Origin of the sequence: Brevibacterium sp. HMSC063G07 (genome assembly GCF_001810665.1) — a bacterium.
Classification (GTDB): Bacteria; Actinomycetota; Actinomycetes; order Actinomycetales; family Brevibacteriaceae; genus Brevibacterium.
Genome location: NZ_KV802364.1, coordinates 1 through 24,403 on the forward strand (window position 1 = coordinate 1; position 24,403 = coordinate 24,403).

Below are 24,403 nucleotides of genomic sequence, written 5' to 3' on the forward strand. Positions count from 1 at the left end.
GCCCGGGTCAACGCACTCTAGAACCGGAAGAGCCATTTTTCTGCGTAATTTCACGTCGCCCGAAGCAGACACCCTGCCGTGTGCTTGCTGCAGGGCTGCGGCCGTCCCTCCATGTGGAGCGTCAGTGTCGATGCTGTAACTTAAACGTACATACATTTGTGGCGCTCTCGTTACGTGTCTGTGCATTGCCGAGCTCTTTACTGTTGTGTGTGGGCGCGCAGCCGTAGTGTCCGTGCCACTCCGAGTAGGGCGCGTCGTACCCCAAACCCATGTTCGATTAAATTCCAATCCAGAGAGGTCTTGCACTGTTGCGGTGCGGTTGTCTTCTTTCTCACCGTATTGGACCCTGCGAAATTAATTGGATACGATAGGCCCATGTTGATTTCAGGTTCCGTTTTCATGCGGCCGCTCACCAGCCGCTAAGGCGGTTTTCTCCCTCCCGCAGGTTAGAAACCGCTCCGGTCCTTTAGCCGGGCGGCCATTTGCCATGCCCGGCTCCGTTTCAACTCCACGGAGCACACCTGATGTCTACATACGGATACGGCCGTCACGAACATGGCCAAAATTTTCTCACAGACCACAAGATCATCAACTCCATCGTCGATCTTGTAAAACAAACCTCCGGCCCCATCATTGAGATCGGGCCAGGAAGCGGTGCCCTCACTCACCCGATATCCCACTTGGGGAGGGCAATAACGGCAGTTGAGGTAGACGCAAAACTAGCTGCCAAACTCACAAAAAAGACCGCCTCGGCGTCGGTCGAAGTGGTCCATGATGATTTCCTCAACTTCCCGTTACCCGCCACTCCCTGCGTCATTGTGGGAAACATTCCCTTTCACCTCACCACTGCCATTCTTCGAAAGTTGTTGCATGCGCCGGCATGGACTGCCGCTGTACTCCTCATGCAGTGGGAAGTCGCTCGCCGCCGGGCCGGGGTAGGTGCAAGCACGATGATGACAGCTCAGTGGTCCCCATGGTTCACGTTTCACCTTGGTTCCCGAGTACCAAGGTCTGCTTTCCGGCCACAGCCAAACGTTGACGGGGGGATCTTAGTGATCCGCCGGGTGGGTGACCCGAAGATCCCGATAGAGCAACGCAAAGCCTTTCAGGCGATGGTGCACACCGTTTTCACCGCCCGGGGACGCGGGATAGGGGAAATTCTCCGAAGGGCAGGGTTGTTTTCATCACGTTCAGAGACACAATCATGGTTGCGCTCGCGAGGAATCGACCCCGCAACCCTACCTCCCAGATTGCACACCAGCGACTGGATCGATCTCTTCCAGGTGACTGGTTCCTCTTCACCGCGCCATCGGCCCATTTCACAATCGGGAAGTAGTCAACGCCCTCCTCAACGGAAAAATCGAGGCCGGCGGCGGTAATCCCCCCACCACCAAAACCGAAATCCACCAGTAGTAGTGAACGACCCATGTTCGTCTACCGTGAGCCGCGTTATGGCAGTGACGTGTTCTCGTCGGGCACAGTCATAGTTCCCGGCGTTGCCAGCGACAGGGTTCTACACCCAGCAGCGGGACCGATCAAAATCACCCGCACGGGGAACGACCCTGCTGGTGGTTTCGATTTTGATGAAAGCGAGGAGACATAGCCCCTCGCCAACTCCCCGTAGCTGGCGAACAGTAGCTCCTGGCGCTGGCGCTCGTTGGTGAGTTTGCGTGCCACATCGAAAGCCTTATCGACTTCCCGGTCCAAGTTGTTGTGGGCCTTGAGCAGAATTGGGTCCATCGATAACGGGTTGTAGTGCTCCGCGAGTGACCGCTGGGGGTGCCGCTCGCGTGCCCGCAGCACCAACTGTCCAGCGTCGATGATTCGCTGCTGCGCCTTCTCATCTAGTTCACACAGAGCTGGTCCGCAGTTGTAGCTCCCGATGTACTCCGAAAAACGGAAAAAATAAATAGTGGGGATACATCAACCTTCCACTTTCCATTCTTCCGGCTCAGAGTATTGAGGGGTCTGGGACCGGGTCCGTAAACCCTTTATGTTTTTCGCGCACAGCGGTTTTTAGCGACGCACCCTATAGGTTTTCCGCAGAACCTATATGTGTTTCTGTGCACCCCCATATGTTGTCTGTTTCTAGCGGTATTTCGTTGTACTTTGCGCATCGAATAGTTATTTATCGACGACACTCCGTGGAGTTCCGGTTTAACGTGTAGTACGGGGGGTGCTTCTATAGTTTTCGTCAAGCTGCTGGAGCTTGTTGCGTGGGGCGGGGTTCGTAAAGGGTGCCATCGCGAAGCATGGCGTATAGGACGTCGGTTCTGCGTCTGGCCAAGGCGATGATGGCTTGGTTATGGCGTTTGCCCTCGGCACGTTTTCTGTCGTAGTACGCACGTGAGAATGGGTCGGCTTTGATAGATGCGAAGGCTGATAGGAATAGTGCGCGTTTGAGGGTTGTCTTTCCGCGTCTGGAGGGTGCTTCACCGCGAATGGAAGTTCCGGATCGGCGGGTTACTGGTGCGATACCGGCGTATGAGGCTAGGTGTGCGACGGATTTGAAGTTCTTGCCGACGACCTCTGTGAGGATACGCGCGGCTGTCCTGACCCCGATGCCGGGCATAGAGGTCAGGACGCAGGTTCGAGGGTGAGCATCGACCACCGTTAAGATCTCAGCTTCAATATCGGCGCGCTGCTCGGTCAGCTGTGCAAGCTGAGCGGCGAGTCGGCTGATGATGTGCCCGGCAGTGTTTGTTCCGGCCACGATGGTGGTTTGTTCGGCCAAAGCTGCAAAGATCTCGTCAGCCAGGCGGGCCGCCATGCGGGGTGCGAGTTTCTTCAATCGTGTTCTCACGCGGCTGCGTCCTGCCTCGTGCAGTGCTGCGGGAGTGGGATAGCGGCTGAGCATATCTACTACTGCTGGATGGGCCAGGCGCGGTCCCACTACCCGTTCAAGGGCAGGATGTATCTGTGTGAGCAGGCCGCGCAGCCGATTGCGTACCCCGGTCAGCTGGGCGGTCAGATCGTCATCGAAGCCACACAGCATTGACAATTCGGCGATGTGTTCGTCCGCGATAGTGATCCCGCGCAGTGTGTGGGGGATGGTGCGGGCTGTATCAGCGATGATGTATGCATCCCTGGCATCGGTCTTCGCCTGGCCTGGATGAAGATCAGCGACACGGCGCTTGGTCAGCCCCGGCAGGTAGGCAACGGCAATCCCCAGTTGTTGGGCTACCGCGAAAACTCACGCGCCTATGGTTTTAGGCTGGTCCACCACGACCAGCAGTTGTTCATGCTTGGCGGCAAGAGCTGTTAACAGTTCTTGGATCTTCGGTTCGGATTGCGGCAATGGCTTGTCATGCACTACCTGGCCATCATGGTCAACAGCGGTGGCATGATGTTCTGTCTTGCCGACATCGATGCCAAGAAATACTTGTGGTTGCATCGGTTACCTTCTTCGGTCTCTTAAGCACAAACTAGGTCACCGATGGTTCGTTCGCTCACATCCACGTTACGCAGCCCCACAGTATTCAGAGCGTGCTTCTATTAGCGATCCGAACGAACCAGACTGATCCCAGTGACAACACCCCCGGATCATGGACAACTGGGGGCAGACATCATGCCGGGGTCAGCCGGTTCCCAGCACTACCTATCCTGACGGAAAGCAGTGACACCTAAAAGGTAACGGGGACTTTGTGCTCGCCGTTAACATCCCGCGCCTGCTCGATTGCGAGGGTGCGTGGGGCATGCGCATCGAGCTCGTGCCCAGCCTGGGCACCCCCGTGCCGAGCGGCGGGATCCTCTTCCGGACCTCGGCGCCGGTGGGCCGGGCCCAGCGCCGCGCGCTCGAATCGGCGCTGGCGTTCGGCGACGTGCTCTCGCCCGCCAGCGGGCCCTTCGGCGCGATCCGCGCCATGGTCGACATCGCGCTCAAGGCGCTCTCGCCCGCGGCCAACGATCCCAGCCGCGCCTTCCAGGCGCTCGAGGAGATCGAGGACATCCTCACCGAACTCCCCCCGGACATCGCCAAGCGCGAGGCGCTCCTGGCCGCCCACGCCTCCCGCCACTTCTGCGCCACCGTTGCGGCGGTCTCATGGACGTTGAGCCCGCTGGGGTTGGGCAGCGCCCACAGGGCCACCCCGTCCGGCCACCCCGGCACCCACGGTGCCCCCGGGACTCATCGGTCACCGGCTGCGCCCTGAGCACCGCACCGGGACGGTCGAAGGTCTGACGGCATGCGGTGATGCCCACGATGAGCAGGCGCACCAGGCCCGCGGACTCGGCATCGCCGGGCAGCGGCGGCACGTCGTCGCGAGCCGGGCCGTCCGCCGCCGCGGCGAGCTGGGCCGGCGTGGGCCGCGCACCGGCCAGCGGCGAGGGCCGGCGCCAGGGCCGCCAGGCGGCGGGCAGGCGGGATTCCGAGCCGAGGGGAGCGGTGGGCGACATGGGACCAGCCTAGGTGCGCCTCGGGGCCGGGCCCGAGGCGCACCCGCGGTGGGCGGGACTCAGATGAGGCCGTGCTCCTCGAGGAGCTGGCCGATCTCCCCGTGCTCGAGCCTGTCGCGCAGGTAGCCGCGCAGCGCGGCCGGGCCGGGCATCTCCATCTTCTTGCCGTCGCGCATGTGCGCCGAGGCCTCGAGGAGGTCGCGCACATCGTACGTGGAGCCCCAGGTCTCCGGCACGCCGCGCTCCACGTCGAGGAGTTCGTAGACGGCCTCCATGCCGGTGCGCACCGAGTACTCGGTCGTGAAGATCGTGTCGCGGCCGGTCTCCGCGAACTGCCCGAGGAACGCGAAGTTCGCCGCCCCCTCCGGCACGACCTGCGGCCGGTCACCCGCGCGGCGGGGCATAAATTGGCTCGTCACGTAGGGCATCATGACCGGCACGCACCGGGCGCCGGTCGCCGCGAGCTCGGGGATCTCATCGACGGGCACGCCCAGGTGGTAGAGCCACTCCTGGGTGATCTCCTCGCCGGTGCACTGCGCCAGGGGCTTCTTCACGTAGTCGCCGTCGACGTCGACGAACAGACCGTAGACCCAGACGACGATCTGATCCTTCGGCTGCTTCTTGAAGTGCGGCTGGCGATCGACCGTCCAGCTCAGCAGCCAGGAGGAGTCCTCGGCGGTGACGATGCCGCCGGTGACCACGCGGCCGCTGAACGGATCGCGCTGGGCGATGCGCTCGATGTAGGCGGGGATGCGCTCATCGAGCGGCGGGGGTGGACGTTCGTCCAAGTGTATGAGGACAACGACACCACCGGCTCCGGCAGGAAGAAGCGTCCCGCCTTCGAGCGTCTTCTGACCGACGTCGCCAGTGGATTGATCGATGTCATCGTCGCGCAGGAGTGGCCGCGCCTCGAGCGCAACCGTGCTGACGGTGTGCGAATCATCGAGGCCGCCCAGGAGCACAAGATCCTCCTGACCTTCTCCAAAGGCTCCGACATCGATTGCACGACCGCCGCGGGGCGGCTGTCCGCCGACATGTTCTCCGCCATTGCCCGCAACGAGATCGAGGTTAAAGGTGAGAGGCAGTCGGCCGCACAGTTGCAACGCGCTCGGCAGGGTCGAGCCCCCAAGGGCGTTCGCCCACTCGGCTATGCCACCAGTGGCGACCTCATCGAGGACGAGGCCGTGGTCGTTCACGAGATCTACCGACTCTTCTCCATCCAAGACGGTCCCACGGTCGCATCGATTGCCAAGGCGCTGTCAGGTGTCGTCGGTAACAATGTTCCGGCCTCGCTGCCGCATCTGCCCAAGCGCAACAGGGTGCTGGCAATCGAGCGTAATGTGAAACGTGAAGCAGCTGGTCTTCCGCCCAACCCGTACCCGACGACGGTCCCTGGGACTCCTCGACGGTACTGGGCATCCTTCGCAACCCGCGCTATGCCGGCTACTCGGTATACACCGACCGCAACGACCGGGCCGAGAACAAGCGCCGCAGCTGGTACGCCCAGATCCTGCGTGATGACGACGGCAACCCCGTCATGGGGAAGTGGACGCCCATCGTGGAGCCGGAGGTGTGGTGGACGGTCCAGGAACGTCTGAACGAGCCGAAGCGCATCACCAACCGCACCGGCTCCACGGCAAGAAAGCACCTCGGCTCCGGTCTCTACCTCTGCGGCATCTGCGAGACCCCGGTGATCACGTCCTCGAACAGATACCGTTGTCCTGCGGGCCACCTGAACCGCTCGCACAGTCATGTGGAGCCGTGGGTACTCAAGATCATCCGGGCACGTCTGGCCCGACCGGACCTGGCAGATGCGATCCCCACAGGTGACGAGCCGCGCCTGCAGGCGATTCGGGCCCAGATCGGCACCCACCAGGCCAGGGTCAAGCGTGCGCAGCACGACTACGACCAGGAGATCATCGAAGGCTACGATCTCAAGCGCATCCGCGACCGCGAGAACACTGCCATCGCTGCCCTGGAGGCCGAACGCCGGTCGTTGACGGCCACGGTCGATCTCGGGGGAGTGCTGGACGCGAAGGACCCCGTGACGGCCTTCGACAACGCGGACCTCATGATCAAGCGCCGGGTCATCGACTTCTTCTGCACTGTCCGGCTGTACCCGCACCCGCGGGGAAGGAAGACTTTCGACCCCGAGACGGTAAGGTCACGCAGAAGACGTCCACGACCTGACGACCACACGAAGGAGCCGATGATGGCCTATCCGACTCTCGCCCTGCATCTGCTGATCTCGGCTCCCGGCGACGTGCCGACTGCAGACATGGCTGTCATTCGCCGAACGATCAGCCAGTGGAATCTCAACCTCGGCCGCGTCGTCGGGCTCACGGTCCTTCCGGTGTCGTGGACCGAACATGCTGTGCCCGAGTTCGGTGAGCGTCCTCAGGCGATCCTCAACGATCAGATCGTCGAGGAGGCCGACTTCGCCGTCGCTCTCTTCTACGACCGCCTCGGCACTCAGACCGGCGAAGCGGACTCAGGAACAGCTGAGGAGATCAGGGTCCTCGTCGATGCCGGCAAGTCGGTGGCCGTTCTGGCGAACTCGAGCCCACGATCGCCTCTGAGCGGTCCGGCGCTGGATGAGAGAAAGCGATTGGACTCCTACCTGAACGAACTGCGCCAGACAGCACTTGTCTTCGAGTATGCGCATGACGGTGACCTGGTGGGCCACCTCAACAACTTCCTCAGCCGGGCAACCGCGCAGTTCCAGCAGTCGGTCGAGGCATCGAAGAGTGCTGAGCCGGAAGGCCCAGACCCATCCGAGGGCGTGTGGCCGCGGGCGGAGGTACGTGAGAGCGTCCGCACCGACAGCAAAGGGCGAGTGAAGACACAGCGCCACTGGTCGCTGGTGTTGCACAACATGTCCAAGGGGCCGGCCACCGATGTCGATTTCGAGTTCGAGGACCTGTCCGAAGATGCCTACTTCGGCGTGCATCGAGAAGATGGGCCCCTCGGCACGATCCCGCCCGGTGGCGAAGCCAGGTTCCCTTTGCTGCTGGCCATGGGATCACCTGATGCCGTCGAGTGCGTCGTGTCCTGGACTGATGTGGCCGGCAACAAGAGGCAGACGCAGGCGACCGTCCGCACGTGACGGTTGAGGAAGGGGAGTGCCAATGACCACCGAAGCCGACCAAGCTCGCCGGGACTTCCGTCGTTACCGGCAGGACGCCGCCCATGACCCACTGGCCGCTGAACGCTGGCGGTACTGGTCCATCGTGGCTCGGATGAGGACCATGCACGAGGCCGGACTGAGTTGGGACGAGATGGCCGACCTCCTCGACCTCGACCCGACGGATAAGGCCCTGTGGTCTGTCCGACAGGGGGATCGACGGGTCGCTGTCGCACAGGAAGTCCTTGCCGAGGGTGTGCAGGACGATTCCCCCCGTTACCTTTTAAGTAGCCCCACCATCCGTCAGGATAGAAAGGGGTCGCTGGCCTAAGGGCCCCGGCATGATTGATGCCCCCAGTCATCATGATCCGGAGGGTGTAGTCACCGGGGTTCGAAGGCACCAGGGAAATCGCTGATAGGGGCCAGAACCACTGGCAGAACCCATGCCTTGAGCCCGACCGTAACGTGGATGCCGAACCTTGGAGCCACAGCACCACCGGCCAGCCGAACCACAACCAAAATGTCCGGTCACATGAGTCGAAGAAGATGAGTGACATGATCACCAACCACGCTGACACCGACGTATTCATCGGCATCGATGTCGGCAAACACAACCACCACGCCGTCGCTGTTGATCGCGACGGAAAACAACTGTTATCGAAGGCACTGCCGCAGAACGAAACGAAACTGAAAGCCCTACTCACCCGGCTGGCCAAACACGGTCAGCTGCTGGTTGTTGTCGATCAGCCTGCCACGATCGGGGCCCTGCCCATCGCGGTCGCCCAAGCAGAGGGCTTCGCGGTTGCTTACCTGCCGGGGTTGGCGATGCGTCGCATTGCTGACTTACACCCTGGCGAGGCGAAAACCGATGCCCGCGATGCCGGCATCATCGCTGAAGCCGCCCGAACCATGCCGCAGACGCTGCGGGGCATTCGGGCCGCGGATGAGAACGTCGCGGAGTTGTCGATGCTGTGCGGCTACGACGATGACCTCGCCAAACAAGCCACGGCCACGTCGAATCGGATCCGCGGTCTGTTCACTCAGATCCACCCCGGACTCGAGACCGTGATCGGTCCGCACTTGGATCATCCGGCCATGCTGGCCCTGCTGGCGAAATACCCGACACCGAAAGCGCTCAAGCATGCCGGGAAACACCGAGTCGAGACTCTGCTGCGCAAGCAGGCACCCCGGGCGTGGAAGAGGTGGGCGACAGCGATCTTCACCGCACTCAATGGGCAGACGGTGGAGGTGTCGGGCACCGACGCGGCCGGACTCGTCCTACCCGAGTTGGCGACGTCGTTGGCGCAGACACGAACGTCACGGGACGACGTACTCGCCCGGATCGAGGAGCTGGTGGAATCACATCCGCTTTTCGGGCTCCTGACGTCGATGCCGGCAGTCGGCGTCAGGACCGCGGCGCGGATCCTGACCGAGGTCGTGGGTAAGGACTTCGAATCCGCCGGACACCTCGCCTCCTATGCCGGCCTGGCACCGGTGACGTGGCGGTCAGGAACCTCGATCCGAGGAGACCATTCCTCGCGTCGGGGGAACAAGATCCTCAAAAGAGCGTTGTTCTTGTCCGCGTTCGCTGCGTTGAAGGACCCGTTGTCGAAGGCCTATTACGACAAGAAACGTGCCGAGCATAAGAAACACAATCAAGCACTGATCGCCTTAGCGCGCAGGCGCTGCAACGTGCTGTACGCGATGCTGCGCGATGGCGCTTACTTCCACACACCCGAGGCGGCCACAGCTGCCTGAACCGTACTGAAGCGAAGTGCCAGGTCAGTCTGGGAGGCAGTTCCCGGACCGATCACCCCTGACATCCGAGCCAAACCGAATATTCTTGAGGAATCTGACCTTTACCCCTTGACGAAAAACATAGGGGCACCCCCCGGCATTTGAGTGCAGCCGGCGATGTCACTGGCCGGACGTCTGATCAGCCTTCGCTGTCCCGCGTGACCGACCGACCAAGCGTGTGACGTCTCATGGCGACATCGGCCGCGGCCTTGGCTCCGGCCCGTAGTGCCTCCCGGGGGATCGGACGCATGGTGACGGCTTCACGGACGGCGTCATTAAGGCTGGGCGGGTTCGTCGGCGTCATGGTCTCCATCCTCTCCGTCGACCGGCGTCGCTGCCAGCAGGTGAGCGCAGAAAGAGCCCCGCGATCGTTCTGACCGCGGGGCTCTTTGTGCACACTCACTCATCGTCGGGTGCGTAGACACCCTTGCCGGCAAGCGCGGTGTACAGCGTCTGCCGAGACACCCAGCTCCCGTGCAATGGCCGCCTTCGGGACGCCGTGCTTGACCAACTCCCGGGCGGTGAAGAGCTGTTCGTCCGTCAGCTTCGGAGCCCGCTCGTACGCCCTGTCTGACATCCACGGCCACATCGACCCCTTCCACGCGGCCCTTCAGCTCGTTGACCTGGACCGCGACCCCGCTGCCGAGCTGGTCCTCCTTGGCGACTACGTCGACCGCGGCCCAGCCAGCCGCGAGGTGCTCGAGACGGTCAGGGACCTGCAGCAGCGGTTCCCGGAACGAGTGACCGCGCTGCTCGGGAACCACGACGACTGGTTTCTCGACTGGCTGGACGGCGATGACGATGACTCTTTCCTGGCTGTTGGGTGATGCTGACCTCGGCACCGTGAAATCGTTCCTCGACCCTCTTGAGCTCGCTCATGCGCTCGGGCACGGCGATCCCAGCAGCGACGCGTCCGTCCTCGACGGGCCGACGATGAACCACAACATCAAGAACGCGATTCTGATGAAGCACTCGGAGATCGTCGGTTGGCTGCGCAGGCTGCCGCGCGTCCACGAGACCGACGAGCAGATCTTCGTGCACGCCGGCGTGGACGAAGAGGCGGGGGAGATGTGGCGCGCGGCGACGCCCGACCACGTGCTCGCCGAAAAGTTCCCTCCGACGTTCGGGCCGTTCATCAAGACAGTGATCGCCGGCCACGTCCGCACATCCGAGATGCACGAAGACGGATCCCATGGCACATTCCATGATGGCGACAGCCACTACTACATCGATGGGTCAGTCGAAGTGACCGGCCGGTTGAACGTCTTGCGATTCTCGGCCGCTGATGCGACGTACGAGTCCTTCGTTGCCGGGCCGGATGTGGAGACGGACTGATGCCTGGAATTCAGCGCTGCGAGCATTGGTCGGACTACGAAGGCAGGGCTTACGGCCGGCACCAGCATTCTGGTCCTCACGCGTGCGATCCCGGCAACCATGGTGGTGAGGGCCCGTGGTAGAAGTGCCCCGCGCTCGAAGCTCTACGTCCGGGACCGGGCCCATCTCGTCGTCCTTGCCTACGAGGACGGGCTCGTCTCGCGCCGACGCCCGTGAGTCGAGGGCACGACTACGGTATACTGTCTAATGTAACGCCCCGGTGACTATTCGGACCTCACGGTTCGGACTCCCGGGGCGATAGTCGTCTCGTGGGGAAGGTCCAGCGCGATGAGCGCGTGGGCGCTCACACTGGTCTGAGCAGAGAAAATCCCCCAAGTGCGCGTCGTCGAGAGGCGTGGGGGATGTAGTGGTCTCAGGCTAGCAAGACTGAGCCGTCGATTCGACTATCCGAGGTCGAGCGCGGCGAGCTGCTCGGCGCTGCCTGTGACGACGAAGAGCAGGCGTTTCCGGTCGTCCTCGACTCCCCAGTCGACGAAGGAGCAGCATAAGCTCTCGACCGCGACGAGCTCTCGCAGCCGCTGAACGGATTCGTCCGTCCTGGCATAGCGCACAACGACCCTGGTCTCCGTGCGCTCGACGCCGAGGGCGTACTCGTCGTCGAAGGCTCGCCAGCGCTCGATCTGGTCCTTGCCCGCACCCGGCGTGAACGCGCAGGCGATCGGCAGTCCGTCCAGCGGATTGGTGCGCATCATGCCGGGTCCCGCTCTCTCACGGCACTACCCGTCCGCAGAGCAGCCGGGCGGCGCGCGGCGCGCACGCCGTTGAGGATGACGACGACCTCGGCGGCCTCGTGGACGAGGAGGACGCCGGCCAGTCCCAGCACGCCGAACAGGGCGAGCGGGAACAGGACGACGATGATCGTCAGCGCGAGAACGATGTTGGCCGTCATGATTCTCCGCCCGCGCCGCGCATGGGCGAGGGCGGCGGGGATCAAGCGCAGGTCGTGGCCGGTAAAGGCGATGTCGGCCGACTCCACGGCGGCGGCAGAGCCCGTGGCTCCCATCGCGATGCCGACGGTGGCCGTGGCCAGCGCGGGTGCGTCGTTGATGCCGTCGCCGACCATCGCAGTCGGTCGGGCTGACGTCAGCTCCGTGATCGCGGTCGCCTTGTCGGCTGGGAGCTGCTCGGCGCGGACGTCGTCGATGCCCGCTTCCCGTGCCAGGGCGCGCGGTGCGGGAGTCGTCGCCGGTGAGCATGGCCGTGCCGATGCCCTGGTCGCGGAGCATGCGCACCGTCTCGGCGGCCTCGGGGCGTAGCTCATCGCGCACTCCAATCAGTCCGGCGGCCTCGCCGTCGGCCTCGACGACCACGACGGTCATCCCGGCCTCGGTCAGCTCATCAGCATCCGTGCGCAGACCCGCCGGGTCGAGCCACCGGGGACTGCCGACCCTGATCGCCCGGCCGTCGACGCGGCCAGCGAGTCCGTGCCCGGCCTCTTCGTTCACTTCCTCTGCCGCCGGGACGTCGTGGGCGGCGGCAGAGATCGCGGCCGCCAGGGGATGGGTGCTGGTCGCTTCTACGGCGGCCGCCCAGGCGAGCACATCGTCGCGGGAGGTCCCGGCAACGGTTCGGACATCCGTCACCTGCGGACTGCCCTGCGTGAGCGTGCCGGTCTTGTCGAAGGCGACCATGCGGATCGTGCCGAGCTGCTCGAACGCGGCACCGGACTTGACGACGACGCCGAACTTCGAGGCCGACCCGATCGCGCTGATGACCGTGACGGGAACGGCGATCGCCATCGCGCACGGGGATGCTGCCACGAGCACGACGAGGGCACGCTCGATCCACGTCGACGGGTCGACGACGAGGAAGCCGAACAATGCGACCACGACGGCGGCGACGAGGACGGCGGGCACGAGCGGGCGGGCGATGCGGTCGGCCAGCCGGGCCTTCTCGCCCTTGCGGGCATGGGCCTGCTCTACCAGGGCGACGATCTGGGTCAGCGAGTTGTCGCGGCCGTCGGCGGTGGCCTCGACGAGCAGCGAACCGGACCCGTTGACCGCGCCGGCGGACACCGGGTCGCCTGGGCCGACCTCGACGGGGATCGACTCCCCGGTCAAGGCGGAGGCGTCGATGCTCGAGCGCCCCTCAGCGACGACGCCGTCGGTCGCGACCCGCTCGCCCGCGCCGACCACGAGGAGGTCGAGCTCCCGGAGTTCCGCCACCGGGACGTCGACGGTGCCCGACATCCGGGAGACCCGCGCGGTCTGGGGGACAAGCGAGAGCAGCGCGCGCAGCGTTTCCTTGGCACGGTCCATCGCACGGTCCTCGAGCGTCTCGGCCAAGGCGAACAGGAACGCCAGCGCCGCCGCCTCGCCGACATGGCCGAGCAGCACCGCTCCGGCCGCGGCGATGGTCATGAGCAGGCCGACGCCCAGGCGTCCACGGCCTCTTGCGGTGAACAGCCGTCTGAGCGTGCCGGGCACGAAGGTCCATGCCCCGGCCGCGAGCCCGAGGGCGAAGACGACCAGCGCCAGGACCTCGAGGCCAGTCCACTCGAGGATCAGGCCCGCTGCCCAGAGTAGCCCGGAGGCGGCAGGCAAGGCGAGAGAGGGGTCGCGCCACCATGGGGGCATGTCCTCGTGCTCGTCGCGGCGGGGCTCGGACGGTCCGCAGCACGCGTCGCCCTCGGGCGTGGATGGTTCGGTGGTCGGGTCGACAGGGCCGCAGCAGGCATCGCCCGTGGCCGTCGGGCCGCTGCTGACCGAGATCAGTTGGGTCGACGCCGTCTTCGTCGCCCTGTTCCCGCGATGCGGCTCGTCGACGCCGCAGCACTCGTCGCTCATCGCTCGGCCCCTTCGGGGGCGCAGCAGCCCGGGACCGTGCACCGCGGATCCATGCACGGCACGCTCTCGTCGACGGCGAGGGTGACGTCGACCAAAGCCGTGAGCGCCGCCGCGATGTGGGGATCGGCGATCTCGTAGCGCGTCTGCCGACCCTCCGGCTCGGCGACGACGATCCCGCAGCCGCGCAGGCAGGACAGATGGTTGGAAACGTTGGTGCGCGTGAGCTCCAGGTCTCGGGCCAGCTTTGCCGGGTAGCCCGGCTCGTCCAGGAGTGATAGCAGGATGCGCGAACGGGTCGGATCCGCCATGGCACGGCCGAGCCGGTTCATGACCTCGACACGCGAAGCAATAGTCAGCATGTACTGACCATACAGCAATTGCTGACCTAATGGCCAGAGCCGTGCGCTCGGTACTCGGGGACGTCGGAGACCGTTCTGCGCTGAACCCATGGCTCGCCGGGTCGTCTTCGTCTGGCTTGTGCAGGGGTCGGTCGCCGAAGCTCCCGCGTGAGACGTGTTCGACGCGTCTCACAGACATCACCCTGACGAGACGAGACCCGATCCCCGGCGCGTGGCCGGTGATCTGGTCCCAGAACGCAGTCTCAGAAGCCGGGGGCTCAGAAGGGACTTTCTAGAGGTGCCTGCGCAGCGTATGATCCTGCGGCATGCCAGAGGCGTAGTTCTCTACGCGGCCTCTTCGTAGTCCAGAGTTCGCGCTATCCTGGACTCATGTCCGTCTCTGACCTGTCCACGAGCGCCCAGAACTATCTCAAGGCTGTCTGGGGCCTCTCGGAGTGGTCGACGGAACCGGTCACTCCTACGCTGATCGCGGAGCGGACGGGCCTGAAGCTGTCCTCCGCGTCGGATGCGGTACGCAGGCTCGCCGACCAAGGGCTGGTGTCCCACGCCCCGTACGGGTCGGTGGAGCTGACCGAGGTCGGGCGTGCGCACGCTTTGGCGATGGTGCGTAGGCATCGGTTGATTGAATCCTTCCTGGTCAGCGTCCTGGGCTACTCGTGGGACCAGGTGCACGACGAGGCGGAGAACCTCGAGCACGCGGTGTCGGACTTCATGGTCGATCGGATCGACGCCTATCTGGAGTTCCCCTCGCGTGATCCCCACGGCGATCCGATCCCCGCGGCCGATGGCACTGTGGTAATCCCTGAGGCGCAGCAGCTCACGGGGATCGGAGCAGGGGAGCGGGTCCTCGTCGAGCGAATCTCGGACGCGGATCCGGCGCTGCTGCAGTTCTTCGAAGGTCACGGCATCGTGGTCGGGGCCGTCCTCGCCTTGGAGGAGGGTGCGCCTTTCTCCGACGCCGTGGACGTGCGCGTCACGGGCGCAGTGGCACCTGTGCCCTTGGGGCGCTCGGCCACCGATGCGCTCTACGTCTCGCTGGTGAGCAGCTAGGGCGTGTTGCTAAACCCATTGGAGGGTTGCGGCGAGGCAGATCGCGGAGTGGTAGTTGCGGGCCGTCTTGTCTGAGCGCATCGTGATGCCGCGCCATTGCTTGAGCTTGTTGAAGCAGCGTTCGACGACGTTGCGGCGCTTGTAGCGTTCTTTCTGCTCGTGGCCGAAGTCGATCGGCCGGCCGGGCCGCTTGAGACGGTGTGCGATCTGGTCGTCACGTTCGGGAATCGTGGTGGCGATGCCGTGCTCGCGCAGCCAGGCCCGGTTCGCCTTCGACGGGTAGCCCTTGTCCGCGAGCACCCGGTCCGGCCGTGACCTCGGTCTGCCGGTTCGCCCGGGGACGCGGATCTCGGAGAGCGTGTCGATGAGCATGCTCGTGTCTGCTGCCCGCCCCGGCGTCAACAGGAAGGCCAGCGCTCTGGCTTTCCCGTCGCAGACCAGGTGGTTCTTGGTGGTCAGTCCACCGCGGGAGCGGCCGATCGCGTGATCAGGCGGCTCCGGCCCGAACTTCTTGTAGTTCGATCGAGCCCCCTGTGTCCCGTCGGAGGGTCGCGCCGTGCTGATGGACACGCACGATCGTCGAGTCGATCGATGAGACCCAGTCCAGCTCACCACGCTGGTGGGTGAGGGACTGAACCTTCTCGAGCACGCGCGCCCAGACGCCCTGCTCGGACCACCGGTTGATATTCTTGTAGATCGTGTTCCAGTTCCCGAACCGCTCCGGCACGTCCCGCCACGGCGCGCCGGTCCGATACCGTCACGCCGTCGCCTCCACCACCGCGCGACGCTCCACCGGCGGACGCCCCGTCGCCTTCGGAACCGGGAACAGCGGGCCGATCACAGCCCAGACTTCATCGGAGATCTCAGTACGCGCCACGCCTTAAGCATCACCCGCACGCCACACATCAGCCTTTAGCAACACACCCTAGGTCTCCTCAGGCCAGCGGAGGCAGCCGAGGCCCCGCGCCGGGCGCAGGCGGTGGGCCGGCGCGGTGGGAGGCGTCGATGAATCGGTCGAGTTTCTCGGGCTCCTCCCCGCGCAGGTAGACCCGGAGCATCCGCAGCAGGCTCAGCACCACGGCCTCCGGGTCCGAAGTTGTGCGCAGCAGTTGCGCGGCGGCCTCGTGCTCGCCCTCGCGCGCTGACTGGAACAGGGCGATCGCTTCCATCCATGCACCCTCGTCGCGCTCTGCCATGCCTCCTCCTCTCGACCCCCACAGCGTAATGTTCGGCAGAGCGTAGTTGCAAACTTTGGCGTGGCGTAGACAAGGGAGTCGCAACAGTGTTACTACTAGATACGACACCCTGAACACCGAGGGGTACAACATCTAGTGGTTGGTGGCGTCGTGTGCCACGAGCCGAGAGCGAGGAGGTCCGCCATGCTGACACCGTCCAAAGGCCCGGCACCGGTGCGTGAACTCGCGCCGGACCAGTCGCCGGATCTGGTGTTCTTCTCAAGCGTCTCGGAGAACACCCGCCGGTTCGTCGAGCAGCTTGATCGGCCGGCTGTGCGCATCCCGCTGCGCCCGCGGGTGGAGGGCATGATTCGGGTGGTCCGGCCCTTCGTCCTGGTCGTGCCGACCTACGGCGGCGGGGAACAGGCGGGTGCGGTTCCGAAGCAGGTGATCGCCTTCCTGAACGACCCGGCCAACCGCGCTCTGCTGCGCGGGGTGATCACCGCGGGGAACACGAACTTCGGCGAGCACTACTGCCTGGCCGGGCCCATCATCGCGCGCAAGTGCCAGGTGCCGGAGCTCTACCGCTTCGAGCTGCTGGGAACCCAGCGCGACATCGACACCGTCAACACCGGCCTGTCCCGCTTCTGGGACCAGGTCAACAACGAAAGGACAACCGCATGACCACCATCGCCTCAGAGGTTCCCGTGCGCACCGGCATCGGAGCGCGGAAGGACTACCACGCGCTCAATGCCGAACTGAACCTGTTCGCCTCCGACGGCTCGATCCAGTTCGACAAGGACCGTCAGGCCGCCGCCGAGTACCTCCGCCAGCATGTGGTCCCGAACACCAAGGTCTTCTCCTCGGCGGCCGAGCGCCTGGAGTGGCTAGTGGACCACGATTACTACGAGTCCGAATTCCTGGCAGCCTACACCCCGGAATTTCTATGCGCACTGCACGAGCGCGCCCATTCCGTGGGGCACCAGTTCGCCACTTTCTTGGGAGCCTTCAAATTCTTCACCTCGTATGCTCTGAAAACCTTCGACGGCACCACCTATCTTGAAGGGTTCGAAGAACGGGTGGTCGCTACCGCGCTCTACCTCGGTCAGGGCGACGAGCAACTGGCCACCGGGCTGGTCGACGAGATGCTCTCCGGTCGCTTCCAGCCTGCGACGCCGACTTTCCTCAACGCGGGGAAGGCCCAGCGCGGAGAGCTGGTCTCCTGCTTCCTGCTGCGGGTGGAGGACAACTTAGAGTCCATCGGTCGCAGCGTGAACTCCGCCTTGCAGCTGTCCAAGCGTGGCGGGGGCGTGGCGCTGTTGCTGTCGAACCTGCGTGAGGTCGGTGCTCCGATCAAACGAATCGAGAACCAGGCCTCCGGCGTGGTGCCTGTGATGAAGATCCTCGAGGACTCGTTCTCCTACGCCAATCAGCTTGGCGCTAGGCAGGGCGCAGGCGCGGTCTACCTGCATGCCCACCACCCCGACATCCTGCGCTTCCTCGACACCAAGCGCGAGAACGCCGACGAGAAGATCCGCATCAAGACCCTCTCCCTGGGCGTCGTCATCCCGGATGTGACCTTCCAACTGGCCAAGGAGAACCGGGACATGCACCTCTTCAGCCCCTACGACGTGCAGCGCGAATACGGTACGCCGTTGTCAGACCTGTCGGTGAGCGACCACTATGACGAGCTCGTGGCGAACCCGCGGATTCGAAAGAACGCGGTCAGCGCCCGGGAGTTCTTCAAGACCCTCGCCGAGCTCCAATTCGAGTCCGGATACCCCTATGTGCTCTTCGAAGACACCGTCAACCGTGCCAATCCGCTGGCAGGTCGCATCAACATGTCCAACCTCTGCTCCGAGATCCTGCAGACCAACACGCCTTCGACCTACGACTCCGCTATCGGGTACCAGGAAATCGGCCAAGACATCTCCTGCAACCTCGGCTCACTCAACATCGCTCAGGCCATGAACTCCTCGAACCTGGGGTCGACCGTGGAGACCGCGGTGCGGGCACTGACCAGTGTCTCCGACCAGACTAACGTCGATGCCGTCCCATCCGTGGCGAACGGGAACGAGACCAGCCACGCAATCGGACTGGGCCAGATGAACCTGCACGGCTACCTCGCCTCCCAGCGCATCCACTACGGCAGCGAAGAAGGCATTGACTTCACTGACATCTACTTCCTTACCATCACCTATCACGCGATCCGCGCATCGAATCAAATCGCGATTGAGCGCGGTAAGACCTTCGCCGGCTTCGAGGACTCGACCTACGCCGACGGCTCCTTCTTCGACAAATACACCCAACATGACTGGCAACCCGCCACTCAGCGGGTGCGCGAACTATTCGCAGACGCAGGCGTGACCATCCCTTCCCGCGAGGACTGGGAACGGCTGCGCGAGTCGGTGAAACAGCACGGAATCTACAACGCCTACCTGCAGGCCGTCCCGCCCACCGGTTCGATCTCGTATGTGAACAACGCGACCGCTTCGATCCATCCGGTCGCGGCGAAGATCGAGATCCGCAAGGAGGGCAAGCTCGGCCGCGTCTACTACCCGGCCCCGCACATGAGTGATGACAACGTCGGCTTCTATCAAGACGCCTACGAGATCGGCTACGAGAAGATCATCGACACCTACGCCGCAGCCACCCGACACGTCGACCAGGGGCTCTCGCTCACCCTGTTCTTCCGCGACACTGCCACGACTCGCGACATCAACCGCGCGCAGATCTACGCCTGGCGCAAAGGCATCAAAACCCTCTACTACATCCGACTGCGCCAACCAGCACTCGAAGGTACCGAGATCGAGAACTGCGTCTCCTGCACACTCTGACCCAATCCAGCCCATACCCAAGGAACCCGCATGACGACCACTAACCCCACCCGCCCGCTCTCCGAGACCTCGGTGACCCCGCCCGCATACCGCCACGACCCATTGGCCAGGCTGCGACCGATCAATTGGAACCGCGTCGGCGACGAGAAAGACCTCGAGGTATGGAACCGGCTCACCGCGAACTTCTGGCTGCCCGAGAAGGTGCCACTGTCCAACGACATCCCCGCCTGGCAGAGGCTCACCGAGAAGGAACGAACTCTCACGATGCGTGTCTTCACCGGGCTGACGATGCTTGACACGGTGCAAGCCACAGTCGGCGAGATCTGTCAGATCCAGGATGCTCGCACCGAACACGAAGAGGCCGTCTACACCAACATCGCGTTCATGCAGTCGGTGCACGCCCGGTCCTACTCTTCGGTGTTCTCCACCCTGACGAGCACTCCGGAGATCGACGACGCCTACCGGTGGGCCGTGGACAACGACCTGCTTCAGCAGCGGTGCAAAATGGTACTGAAACACTACTACGGCAACGACCCGCTCAAACGGAAGGTCTCCTCTACTCTGCTGTCCTCACTGCTGCTCTACGCAGGGTTCTACCTGCCATTGCATTTCTCCGTGCACGCCACACTGACCAACACCGCGGACATGATCCGCCTCATCCTGCGGGATAAGGCCGTGCACGGCTACTACTCCGGCTACAAATATCAGCGCGGCATCGAGTCTCAGTCCTCTGCACGGCATGACGAGATGCGCGAGTTCACCTACGAGCTGCTTGAAGTCCTCTACGAGCTGGAGCTCGCCTACTCAGGTGAACTGTACGAGCCGCTGGGGCTGATGGACGACGTGGCAGTGTTCGTGCGCTACAACGCGAACAAGGCACTGATGAACCTCGGCTACCCTGCACGTTTCAGCTCGGAAGAGACCGAAGTCAATCCGGAAATCCTCGCCGCCCTGGCACCGAGCGCTGATGAAAACCACGACTTCTTCTCCGGGTCCGGATCCTCCTACGTCATCGGGAAGGGCGAGGACACCAGCGACGCCGACTGGGACTTCTGAGACCCGTCGACCGACCAACCTGTTCCCAAACGAAAGGCACCACATGACCAAGAACATCTCCGTGATCGTCGGCAGCCTGCGCCGCGGCTCCTACGCGCGCAAGATCGCCCACGAGACCATCACATACTTCCCCGAGGGCTATGACTCGCGCATCGTCGAGATCCGCGACCTGCCGCTCTATGACTTCGACTACGACGACCCCGAGGTCACCGACAAGGCCACGCCGGAGGAGTACACGCGGTTCCGCGAGACCATCAAGGCCTCCGATGGGGTCCTGTTCGTCACCGCCGAGAACAACCGCACCATCCCGGCCTGCCTGAAGAACGCCATCGACATCGGCTCCAAGCCCAACAGCGACGTCGCCTGGAAGAATCTCCCGGCCGGGATCATCAGCCATTCCGTCGGACGCATGGGCGGCTACAGCTCCCAGAAGAACCTGCGCCTGGCCCTGTCCTACTTCGACATGCCCACCCTCGGCCAACCCGAAGTCTTCCTTGGCCAGTCACCGACTCTGATCGACGATACGGGGCGAATCACAGCCGAGCGCACCGTCGAGTTCCTCCAGAACTACGTTGACCGCTTCGTCCGCCTCGTCAATGAGCACGCCTGAGTCAGCCAAGCACCGCACCCTCACCACGTCGAGGGTGCGGTGCTCAGCCTCAGCCTGGAGACCGCAGAAAGAAGCCGATCTGGCCGCAGCTACTATTACAGCCCTGCGGCGTCCCTCCGGGACGCTCATTCGGTCCACGTGGTGCGGAACCGTTCCTACCAGACCTCCATCGCCCGCCAGAGCCCGCTGCCCGGGTCGACCGCGGCCGGATCCACGCGCTGTCCGCCCTCCGAACGGTAGATCGTGACGGCCTCCACGCTTCCGTCGAGGCCGATCTCGGCGGCGGCCTCGATGCACAGGTCCTCCGACAGCGTCGCCGTGAACGTCTGGGTATGCCCGAGTTCGGTGGCCTCGCGAACGACCTGTTGCGCCAGTCCCGCGGTGTCGATGCGCTCGCGCAGCCGGTCGAAGCGCTGGATTTGGTTCGTGATGTCGTTCATTCCCGCTCCATCTCGTTGTGGGTCTGATCGACCCCATACTTGCCCTCGCCGGCCAGCGCCGTGTATAGCGTCTGCCTGCTGACGCCGAGCTCTCGTGCGACCGCCGCCTTCGGCACGCCGCGGGCGATGAGCTCACGCGCACTGAAGATCTGCCCGTCGGTGAGCTTCTGCTCCCTCTCGTAGACGCCACGCGCCTTGGCGATCGCGATGCCCTCGGCCTGGCGCTCCCTGATGGTCGCCCGCTCAAGCTGGGCGACCGCGGCGAGGATCGTGAGCATGAACTCGCCCTGCGGAGTGTCGGTGTTCAGCTCCGGGCTGTCGACGAACTCGACGGCGACGCCTTTGCCCTGCAGCTCCTTGACGAGCGAGAGGAGGTCGGTCGTCGAGCGCGACAGCCGGTCCGGGCTCTTCACTCGGACGACGTCGCCGTCGCGGACGTAGGCGACCATCTCCTCGAGCTGCGCCCGGTCGTCGACGTTCTTCCCCGAGACCTTTTCGGCGAACAGCCGGTCGACCTCGCCGATGGCCTCGACCTGCCGTGCCTCGTTCTGGTCGGCGGCGCTGACTCGTACGTACCCGACCGTCTGGCCCTTTTTCTGTCCATTCATCTCTAGACCTCTCAATCAGTTGTGTCGAAGGGCCCCGAACCCGACCTCTTTGGACGGGGTTCGAGGGGTCATGCTGTCTGTCCCATCGGGTAGACCCTGTTGAGCACCCCTCATCCCAAGACGATCTTCCCGACGGTCTCGCCGGCGTCCTTGCACTTGTCGATGTGCTGCTCCTTCTGGCCCTCGAGGTCGATCACCGCGGTTTCCCGCTCACCGACGACGTGCAGGCTGTCGTCGGTCACCTCGATCGAGGTCGGTGACGTGGGCCCGGCACCCGGCATCGGGTTATTGCCCTCCCATCTGATCGAGCTGTCGGCGAGTGTCCCGGCCACCGAGTCCTTCTGCCCGAGGCAGTTGATCTTGTCGTGCGTGACCTCGGTGCCGTCGACCGTCCAGACCTCCAGGTACGGCGACCACGCCTGGACGGAGACCGCATAGGTCGTGGCCCTCGGCTCGTCGGCCGTGGTGGAGTCCACCTCACCGGTGGGTTAATGCTCAAAATGTGTGTATGGGTTCGGCGTGTCAGTGGTGTCTGCCGGCCCATCCTTGTTGGATTCCGATGCCGTCTTCGTAGCTGAAAGCGGTGTCGTAGGCGGCTGGCCCGATGAGCTCATCGGTAGGGGCTTGTGGCCTTGTTCTGGGCGGGTTCCAGTGGGCTTCGGTGACGAAGCTCCAGGGGTCGCGGGGTGTTCGGTGTGCTGGTAGAGCAGCCAGTCGACGCCGCGGCGGGCATGGTCGGCGGTGAGTCCGCGGTGGTGTCTGAGGAAGTCCTTGATTGCTTTGTTCGGACCGCCTTCTAACGGGTTCGTGGTCGCAGCAACAGGTTTCGGTGCGTCGGGATCTAGCCAGGTGAACAGTTCGTTGTCGGCCAGGAGCCCGGTGATCAGTTTGTGTGCGCGTCGGGTTCGAATGTGGGTGTGCCACCATTTCTGGTTCGGATTCGCGTGCGCTGGCCGGGGTGTGTTCTTCCTGGCGTAGGTGCGGTGATTGAGAAACGTCTGCCAGGTCGCTTCCCAGCTGAGGAACGAGGCCGTCCAGGCGGCTGCTTCATCCAGGCTGCTCACGGTGGAAAGGGCCTTGTACAGGGCTAGGAGTTGCTGGTTGGCTGGCAGTTTCGGTGTGCGTGTCAGATGCCGGTGGGCGGCGTTACGGATGTGGAAGAAGCAGCGTTGGATCTTCGTATCCGGCCAGCAGTTCTTCAAAGCCTTCGGCAACGGCCCGTTGCCATCGACGATCGCGTAGGCCGGTGCCGGGATCCGGGCCAGTAGCGCTGTCCAGGAGGCGAGCTTTTCCCGGTCGCACCACTGCCAGTCGATGACATGGCAGCCGGTATGAGCGATGAGGACGCACCAGCCGTTGAAATAGGTGCCATCGAGCATGATCTGGTGATGGATTTCGCCAGTCGGCACGATGGTCGGTGTGACGTTCCAGCACCAAGCCGTTTGGCGTCTAAACGTCGATGCGCTCACGTCGAGCCGGTTGATCCCAGCAGGACCGGACAGCCAGGACAAGAACGCCTGGAACTCAGCGTGCCGGGTGATATCCGGCCGGTGTTGGGTTGTCGAAGCGCCGCAGGATTTGCAGCGCCAGCGCGTCCGTCCAGCGGTGGTCTTACCGTTCTTGACGAGCTTGTTTGCGCATACACCACATCGGGGCTGATTCCTAGAACCGGTCACCCCGCATGCTTTCAGAGCATGTACACATCCCTGAAGCCCTACGGACTACTGGCCAAGACCCCTATCCTGTACACACAAAATGAGTATTAACCCCTCGAGGCGTCGAGGTCGTCTTCCGAGAAAGTGGCCCGTGCCGGGCCTCAGGCGCGGCGGTGCTCATGCCGTGGCCTGATCGGCGTTGATGGGGACGGCGAGATACTTCAGGTCCGTCTCACGGATCTTCACGGTGTTGGCAACCATGAGAGCGGGGACAACGCCCTCGGCGATTCGCCGACGGATCGTATTCTTCGAGCCGTAGCCCAGCTCCTGCAGTTCACGCACGGAGTAGAGGCGGTCTGGAGTCGATGGGGTCGTGCACATTAGTCGGAACCTTTCAATAGTGGTGATTATCGCTGAGATGTCTCGACTGCTCTCCGCATCCTGCGGGGTCGAGCTCCGTCCGGTTCCGACTTCCCGGCCGCGTCGCCCATCGAAGGGCTCACCGCTCTGGCATGTGCCTGGTTCGGCTCCACCATTCGGGTGAAGCCTTGCCCCAATCATACCCAACAAGCACCGATTTGAGCAACTCTCGGTCATGCAACATGCGATTAGAGCAGATTGACGGTAACGATCGAAGGATGAGTTGATGTCACAGACGCCCGAAGAGCTGTTCGCACGCAGGTTGCGTGACCAGAGGCGAGCCGCCGGCATGACGCAGGCTGGGCTTGCCCGCCTGCTCTCACGGCTGCAGGGGAGTGAGCTCAACACGACAGCCATCACGAAGATGGAGTCGGGAGATCGGGCGATCCGGCTCAACGAGGCGGTGTACATCGCCCATATCCTCGACCTGCCGCTGGAGCCGATGGTTGCTCCAGAGGACCAGGCGACCCTGCGTCGCATCGAGCTGGAGCGGGAGATCGAGCAGTATGAACTGCGCCTGCGTCAGCTTCAGGACGAGTACATGCAGTCTTACCAGGCAGCCATCGATGCGCAGGAGGCGCTGGCGCAACTGGACACCGAAGGGGCTGAGTGATTCCTGGAGCCCCGGACTCTATCCGCCCGCTGCGACGTGGGCCCCGATCCCTGCGGGCGCTGGGCTTGGCCTGAGTCGGGGGA

At 63.8% G+C, this 24,403-nt stretch carries 22 protein-coding genes and 6 pseudogenes; 14 read left to right on the forward strand and 14 right to left on the reverse strand.

The genetic code is table 11. The features are described 5' to 3' along the window. The first annotated feature begins 524 nt into the window (after positions 1–524). Positions 525–1,379 (forward strand): 23S ribosomal RNA methyltransferase Erm, encoded by an 855-nt coding sequence (gene erm / locus HMPREF2757_RS10335; protein WP_016456425.1) that lies wholly within the window; start codon positions 525–527, stop codon positions 1,377–1,379. 70 nt (positions 1,380–1,449) lie between these two features. On the opposite strand, the gene HMPREF2757_RS12250 is transcribed toward erm, so the two are convergent. Together HMPREF2757_RS12250 and HMPREF2757_RS10345 are read right to left on the reverse strand one after the other, a co-directional pair. After that, the gene (locus HMPREF2757_RS12250; protein WP_016423158.1) at positions 1,450–1,803 is read right to left on the reverse strand and encodes a type IIL restriction-modification enzyme MmeI; all 354 of its coding nucleotides are present in this window, start codon (positions 1,801–1,803) and stop codon (positions 1,450–1,452) included. 391 nt (positions 1,804–2,194) lie between these two features. After that, positions 2,195–3,394, reverse strand: a pseudogene (locus HMPREF2757_RS10345) (IS110 family transposase). Positions 3,395–3,644: 250 nt separating this feature from the next. Between HMPREF2757_RS10345 and HMPREF2757_RS10350 the strand changes: the two are divergent. Beyond that, positions 3,645–4,151: a DUF2254 family protein gene (locus HMPREF2757_RS10350; RefSeq protein WP_070576439.1), complete on the forward strand. Its 507-nt coding sequence runs from the start codon at positions 3,645–3,647 to the stop codon at positions 4,149–4,151. Between the two features lie 303 nt (positions 4,152–4,454). On the opposite strand, the pseudogene HMPREF2757_RS10355 reads toward HMPREF2757_RS10350, so the two are convergent. Then, a pseudogene (locus HMPREF2757_RS10355) lies at positions 4,455–5,159 on the reverse strand (oleate hydratase); the annotation flags it as partial. A gap of 24 nt (positions 5,160–5,183) precedes the next feature. On the opposite strand from HMPREF2757_RS10355, the pseudogene HMPREF2757_RS12255 reads away from it, so the two are divergent. From HMPREF2757_RS12255 to HMPREF2757_RS10380, 6 genes and pseudogenes are all read left to right on the forward strand, one after another. Continuing rightward, positions 5,184–5,456, forward strand: a pseudogene (locus tag HMPREF2757_RS12255) (recombinase family protein); the annotation flags it as partial. A gap of 326 nt (positions 5,457–5,782) precedes the next feature. Then, positions 5,783–7,501, forward strand: a pseudogene (locus HMPREF2757_RS11530) (recombinase family protein); the annotation flags it as partial. Between the two features lie 16 nt (positions 7,502–7,517). Beyond that, entirely contained in the window at positions 7,518–7,850 is a 333-nt protein-coding gene (locus tag HMPREF2757_RS10365) for a hypothetical protein (RefSeq protein ID WP_141750258.1), read from the forward strand. A 224-nt stretch (positions 7,851–8,074) separates the two neighbouring features. Continuing rightward, entirely contained in the window at positions 8,075–9,277 is a 1,203-nt protein-coding gene (locus HMPREF2757_RS10370) for an IS110 family RNA-guided transposase (protein ID WP_070576451.1), read from the forward strand. A 542-nt stretch (positions 9,278–9,819) separates the two neighbouring features. Further along, positions 9,820–10,143 carry a metallophosphoesterase gene (locus HMPREF2757_RS10375; protein WP_176745928.1) on the forward strand — a complete coding sequence of 108 codons (324 nt, stop codon included), beginning with the start codon at positions 9,820–9,822 and terminating at the stop codon, positions 10,141–10,143. Then, positions 10,112–10,651: a hypothetical protein gene (locus HMPREF2757_RS10380; RefSeq protein WP_141750259.1), complete on the forward strand. Its 540-nt coding sequence runs from the start codon at positions 10,112–10,114 to the stop codon at positions 10,649–10,651. The genes HMPREF2757_RS10375 and HMPREF2757_RS10380 overlap by 32 nt, the downstream gene beginning before the upstream one ends. Positions 10,652–11,094: 443 nt before the next feature. Here the strand turns inward: HMPREF2757_RS10380 and HMPREF2757_RS10385 are convergent, their stop codons facing one another. The 3 genes and pseudogenes from HMPREF2757_RS10385 to HMPREF2757_RS10395 all read right to left on the reverse strand — a co-directional run bounded on the left by HMPREF2757_RS10385 (position 11,095) and on the right by HMPREF2757_RS10395 (position 13,856). After that, positions 11,095–11,403 (reverse strand): hypothetical protein, encoded by a 309-nt coding sequence (locus HMPREF2757_RS10385; protein WP_070576462.1) that lies wholly within the window; start codon positions 11,401–11,403, stop codon positions 11,095–11,097. Then, positions 11,400–13,287, reverse strand: a pseudogene (locus tag HMPREF2757_RS10390) (heavy metal translocating P-type ATPase). The gene HMPREF2757_RS10385 and the pseudogene HMPREF2757_RS10390 overlap by 4 nt, the downstream one beginning before the upstream one ends. 206 nt (positions 13,288–13,493) lie before the next feature. Further along, on the reverse strand, positions 13,494–13,856 hold the full coding sequence (locus HMPREF2757_RS10395) for a Cd(II)/Pb(II)-sensing metalloregulatory transcriptional regulator CmtR (protein ID WP_070576465.1): 363 nt from the start codon (positions 13,854–13,856) through the stop codon (positions 13,494–13,496). A gap of 369 nt (positions 13,857–14,225) precedes the next feature. Here HMPREF2757_RS10395 and HMPREF2757_RS10400 point away from each other — a divergent pair, with 369 nt between their 5' ends. Continuing rightward, positions 14,226–14,906 carry a metal-dependent transcriptional regulator gene (locus tag HMPREF2757_RS10400; RefSeq protein ID WP_070576468.1) on the forward strand — a complete coding sequence of 227 codons (681 nt, stop codon included), beginning with the start codon at positions 14,226–14,228 and terminating at the stop codon, positions 14,904–14,906. Between the two features lie 9 nt (positions 14,907–14,915). On the opposite strand, the gene HMPREF2757_RS12260 is transcribed toward HMPREF2757_RS10400, so the two are convergent. The 3 genes from HMPREF2757_RS12260 to HMPREF2757_RS10410 all read right to left on the reverse strand — a co-directional run bounded on the left by HMPREF2757_RS12260 (position 14,916) and on the right by HMPREF2757_RS10410 (position 16,102). Further along, the gene (locus HMPREF2757_RS12260; RefSeq protein WP_370919399.1) at positions 14,916–15,476 is read right to left on the reverse strand and encodes an IS5 family transposase; all 561 of its coding nucleotides are present in this window, start codon (positions 15,474–15,476) and stop codon (positions 14,916–14,918) included. After that, positions 15,394–15,633 (reverse strand): hypothetical protein, encoded by a 240-nt coding sequence (locus HMPREF2757_RS12265; protein WP_370919400.1) that lies wholly within the window; start codon positions 15,631–15,633, stop codon positions 15,394–15,396. Before HMPREF2757_RS12265 ends, HMPREF2757_RS12260 begins: the two co-directional genes overlap by 83 nt. 208 nt (positions 15,634–15,841) lie before the next feature. Beyond that, positions 15,842–16,102, reverse strand: coding sequence for a hypothetical protein (locus HMPREF2757_RS10410; protein WP_083304252.1), 261 nt, complete (start codon positions 16,100–16,102; stop codon positions 15,842–15,844). Between the two features lie 183 nt (positions 16,103–16,285). Between HMPREF2757_RS10410 and nrdI the strand changes: the two genes are divergently transcribed. From nrdI to HMPREF2757_RS10430, 4 genes are read left to right on the forward strand one after another with little or no spacing between them, the layout of a single operon-like run. Then, positions 16,286–16,765 (forward strand): class Ib ribonucleoside-diphosphate reductase assembly flavoprotein NrdI, encoded by a 480-nt coding sequence (nrdI, locus tag HMPREF2757_RS10415; RefSeq protein WP_070576471.1) that lies wholly within the window; start codon positions 16,286–16,288, stop codon positions 16,763–16,765. Further along, complete coding sequence (gene nrdE / locus HMPREF2757_RS10420; protein ID WP_070576474.1) at positions 16,762–18,918, forward strand: class 1b ribonucleoside-diphosphate reductase subunit alpha; 2,157 nt, start codon at positions 16,762–16,764, stop codon at positions 18,916–18,918. Before nrdI ends, nrdE begins: the two co-directional genes overlap by 4 nt. 30 nt (positions 18,919–18,948) lie before the next feature. Further along, complete coding sequence (nrdF, locus tag HMPREF2757_RS10425) at positions 18,949–19,974, forward strand: class 1b ribonucleoside-diphosphate reductase subunit beta (protein WP_083304253.1); 1,026 nt, start codon at positions 18,949–18,951, stop codon at positions 19,972–19,974. 43 nt (positions 19,975–20,017) lie between these two features. Continuing rightward, complete coding sequence (locus HMPREF2757_RS10430; protein ID WP_070576477.1) at positions 20,018–20,584, forward strand: NADPH-dependent FMN reductase; 567 nt, start codon at positions 20,018–20,020, stop codon at positions 20,582–20,584. Positions 20,585–20,739: 155 nt separating this feature from the next. Here HMPREF2757_RS10430 and HMPREF2757_RS10435 read toward each other — a convergent pair whose 3' ends face one another. From HMPREF2757_RS10435 to HMPREF2757_RS10455, 5 genes and pseudogenes are all read right to left on the reverse strand, one after another. Beyond that, positions 20,740–21,024, reverse strand: coding sequence for a hypothetical protein (locus tag HMPREF2757_RS10435; RefSeq protein ID WP_070576482.1), 285 nt, complete (start codon positions 21,022–21,024; stop codon positions 20,740–20,742). After that, positions 21,021–21,632 (reverse strand): recombinase family protein, encoded by a 612-nt coding sequence (locus tag HMPREF2757_RS10440; RefSeq protein ID WP_070576485.1) that lies wholly within the window; start codon positions 21,630–21,632, stop codon positions 21,021–21,023. Before HMPREF2757_RS10440 ends, HMPREF2757_RS10435 begins: the two co-directional genes overlap by 4 nt. 110 nt (positions 21,633–21,742) lie before the next feature. Further along, positions 21,743–22,108, reverse strand: a complete 366-nt coding sequence (locus HMPREF2757_RS10445) for a hypothetical protein (RefSeq protein ID WP_070576489.1) — start codon at positions 22,106–22,108, stop codon at positions 21,743–21,745. A 46-nt stretch (positions 22,109–22,154) separates the two neighbouring features. After that, a pseudogene (locus tag HMPREF2757_RS10450) lies at positions 22,155–23,308 on the reverse strand (IS1249 family transposase). 156 nt (positions 23,309–23,464) lie between these two features. Beyond that, positions 23,465–23,668 (reverse strand): MerR family transcriptional regulator, encoded by a 204-nt coding sequence (locus HMPREF2757_RS10455; protein ID WP_070576496.1) that lies wholly within the window; start codon positions 23,666–23,668, stop codon positions 23,465–23,467. Between the two features lie 265 nt (positions 23,669–23,933). Between HMPREF2757_RS10455 and HMPREF2757_RS10460 the strand changes: the two genes are divergently transcribed. Further along, positions 23,934–24,320, forward strand: coding sequence for a helix-turn-helix transcriptional regulator (locus tag HMPREF2757_RS10460; RefSeq protein ID WP_070576499.1), 387 nt, complete (start codon positions 23,934–23,936; stop codon positions 24,318–24,320). Positions 24,321–24,403: the final 83 nt, after the last annotated feature.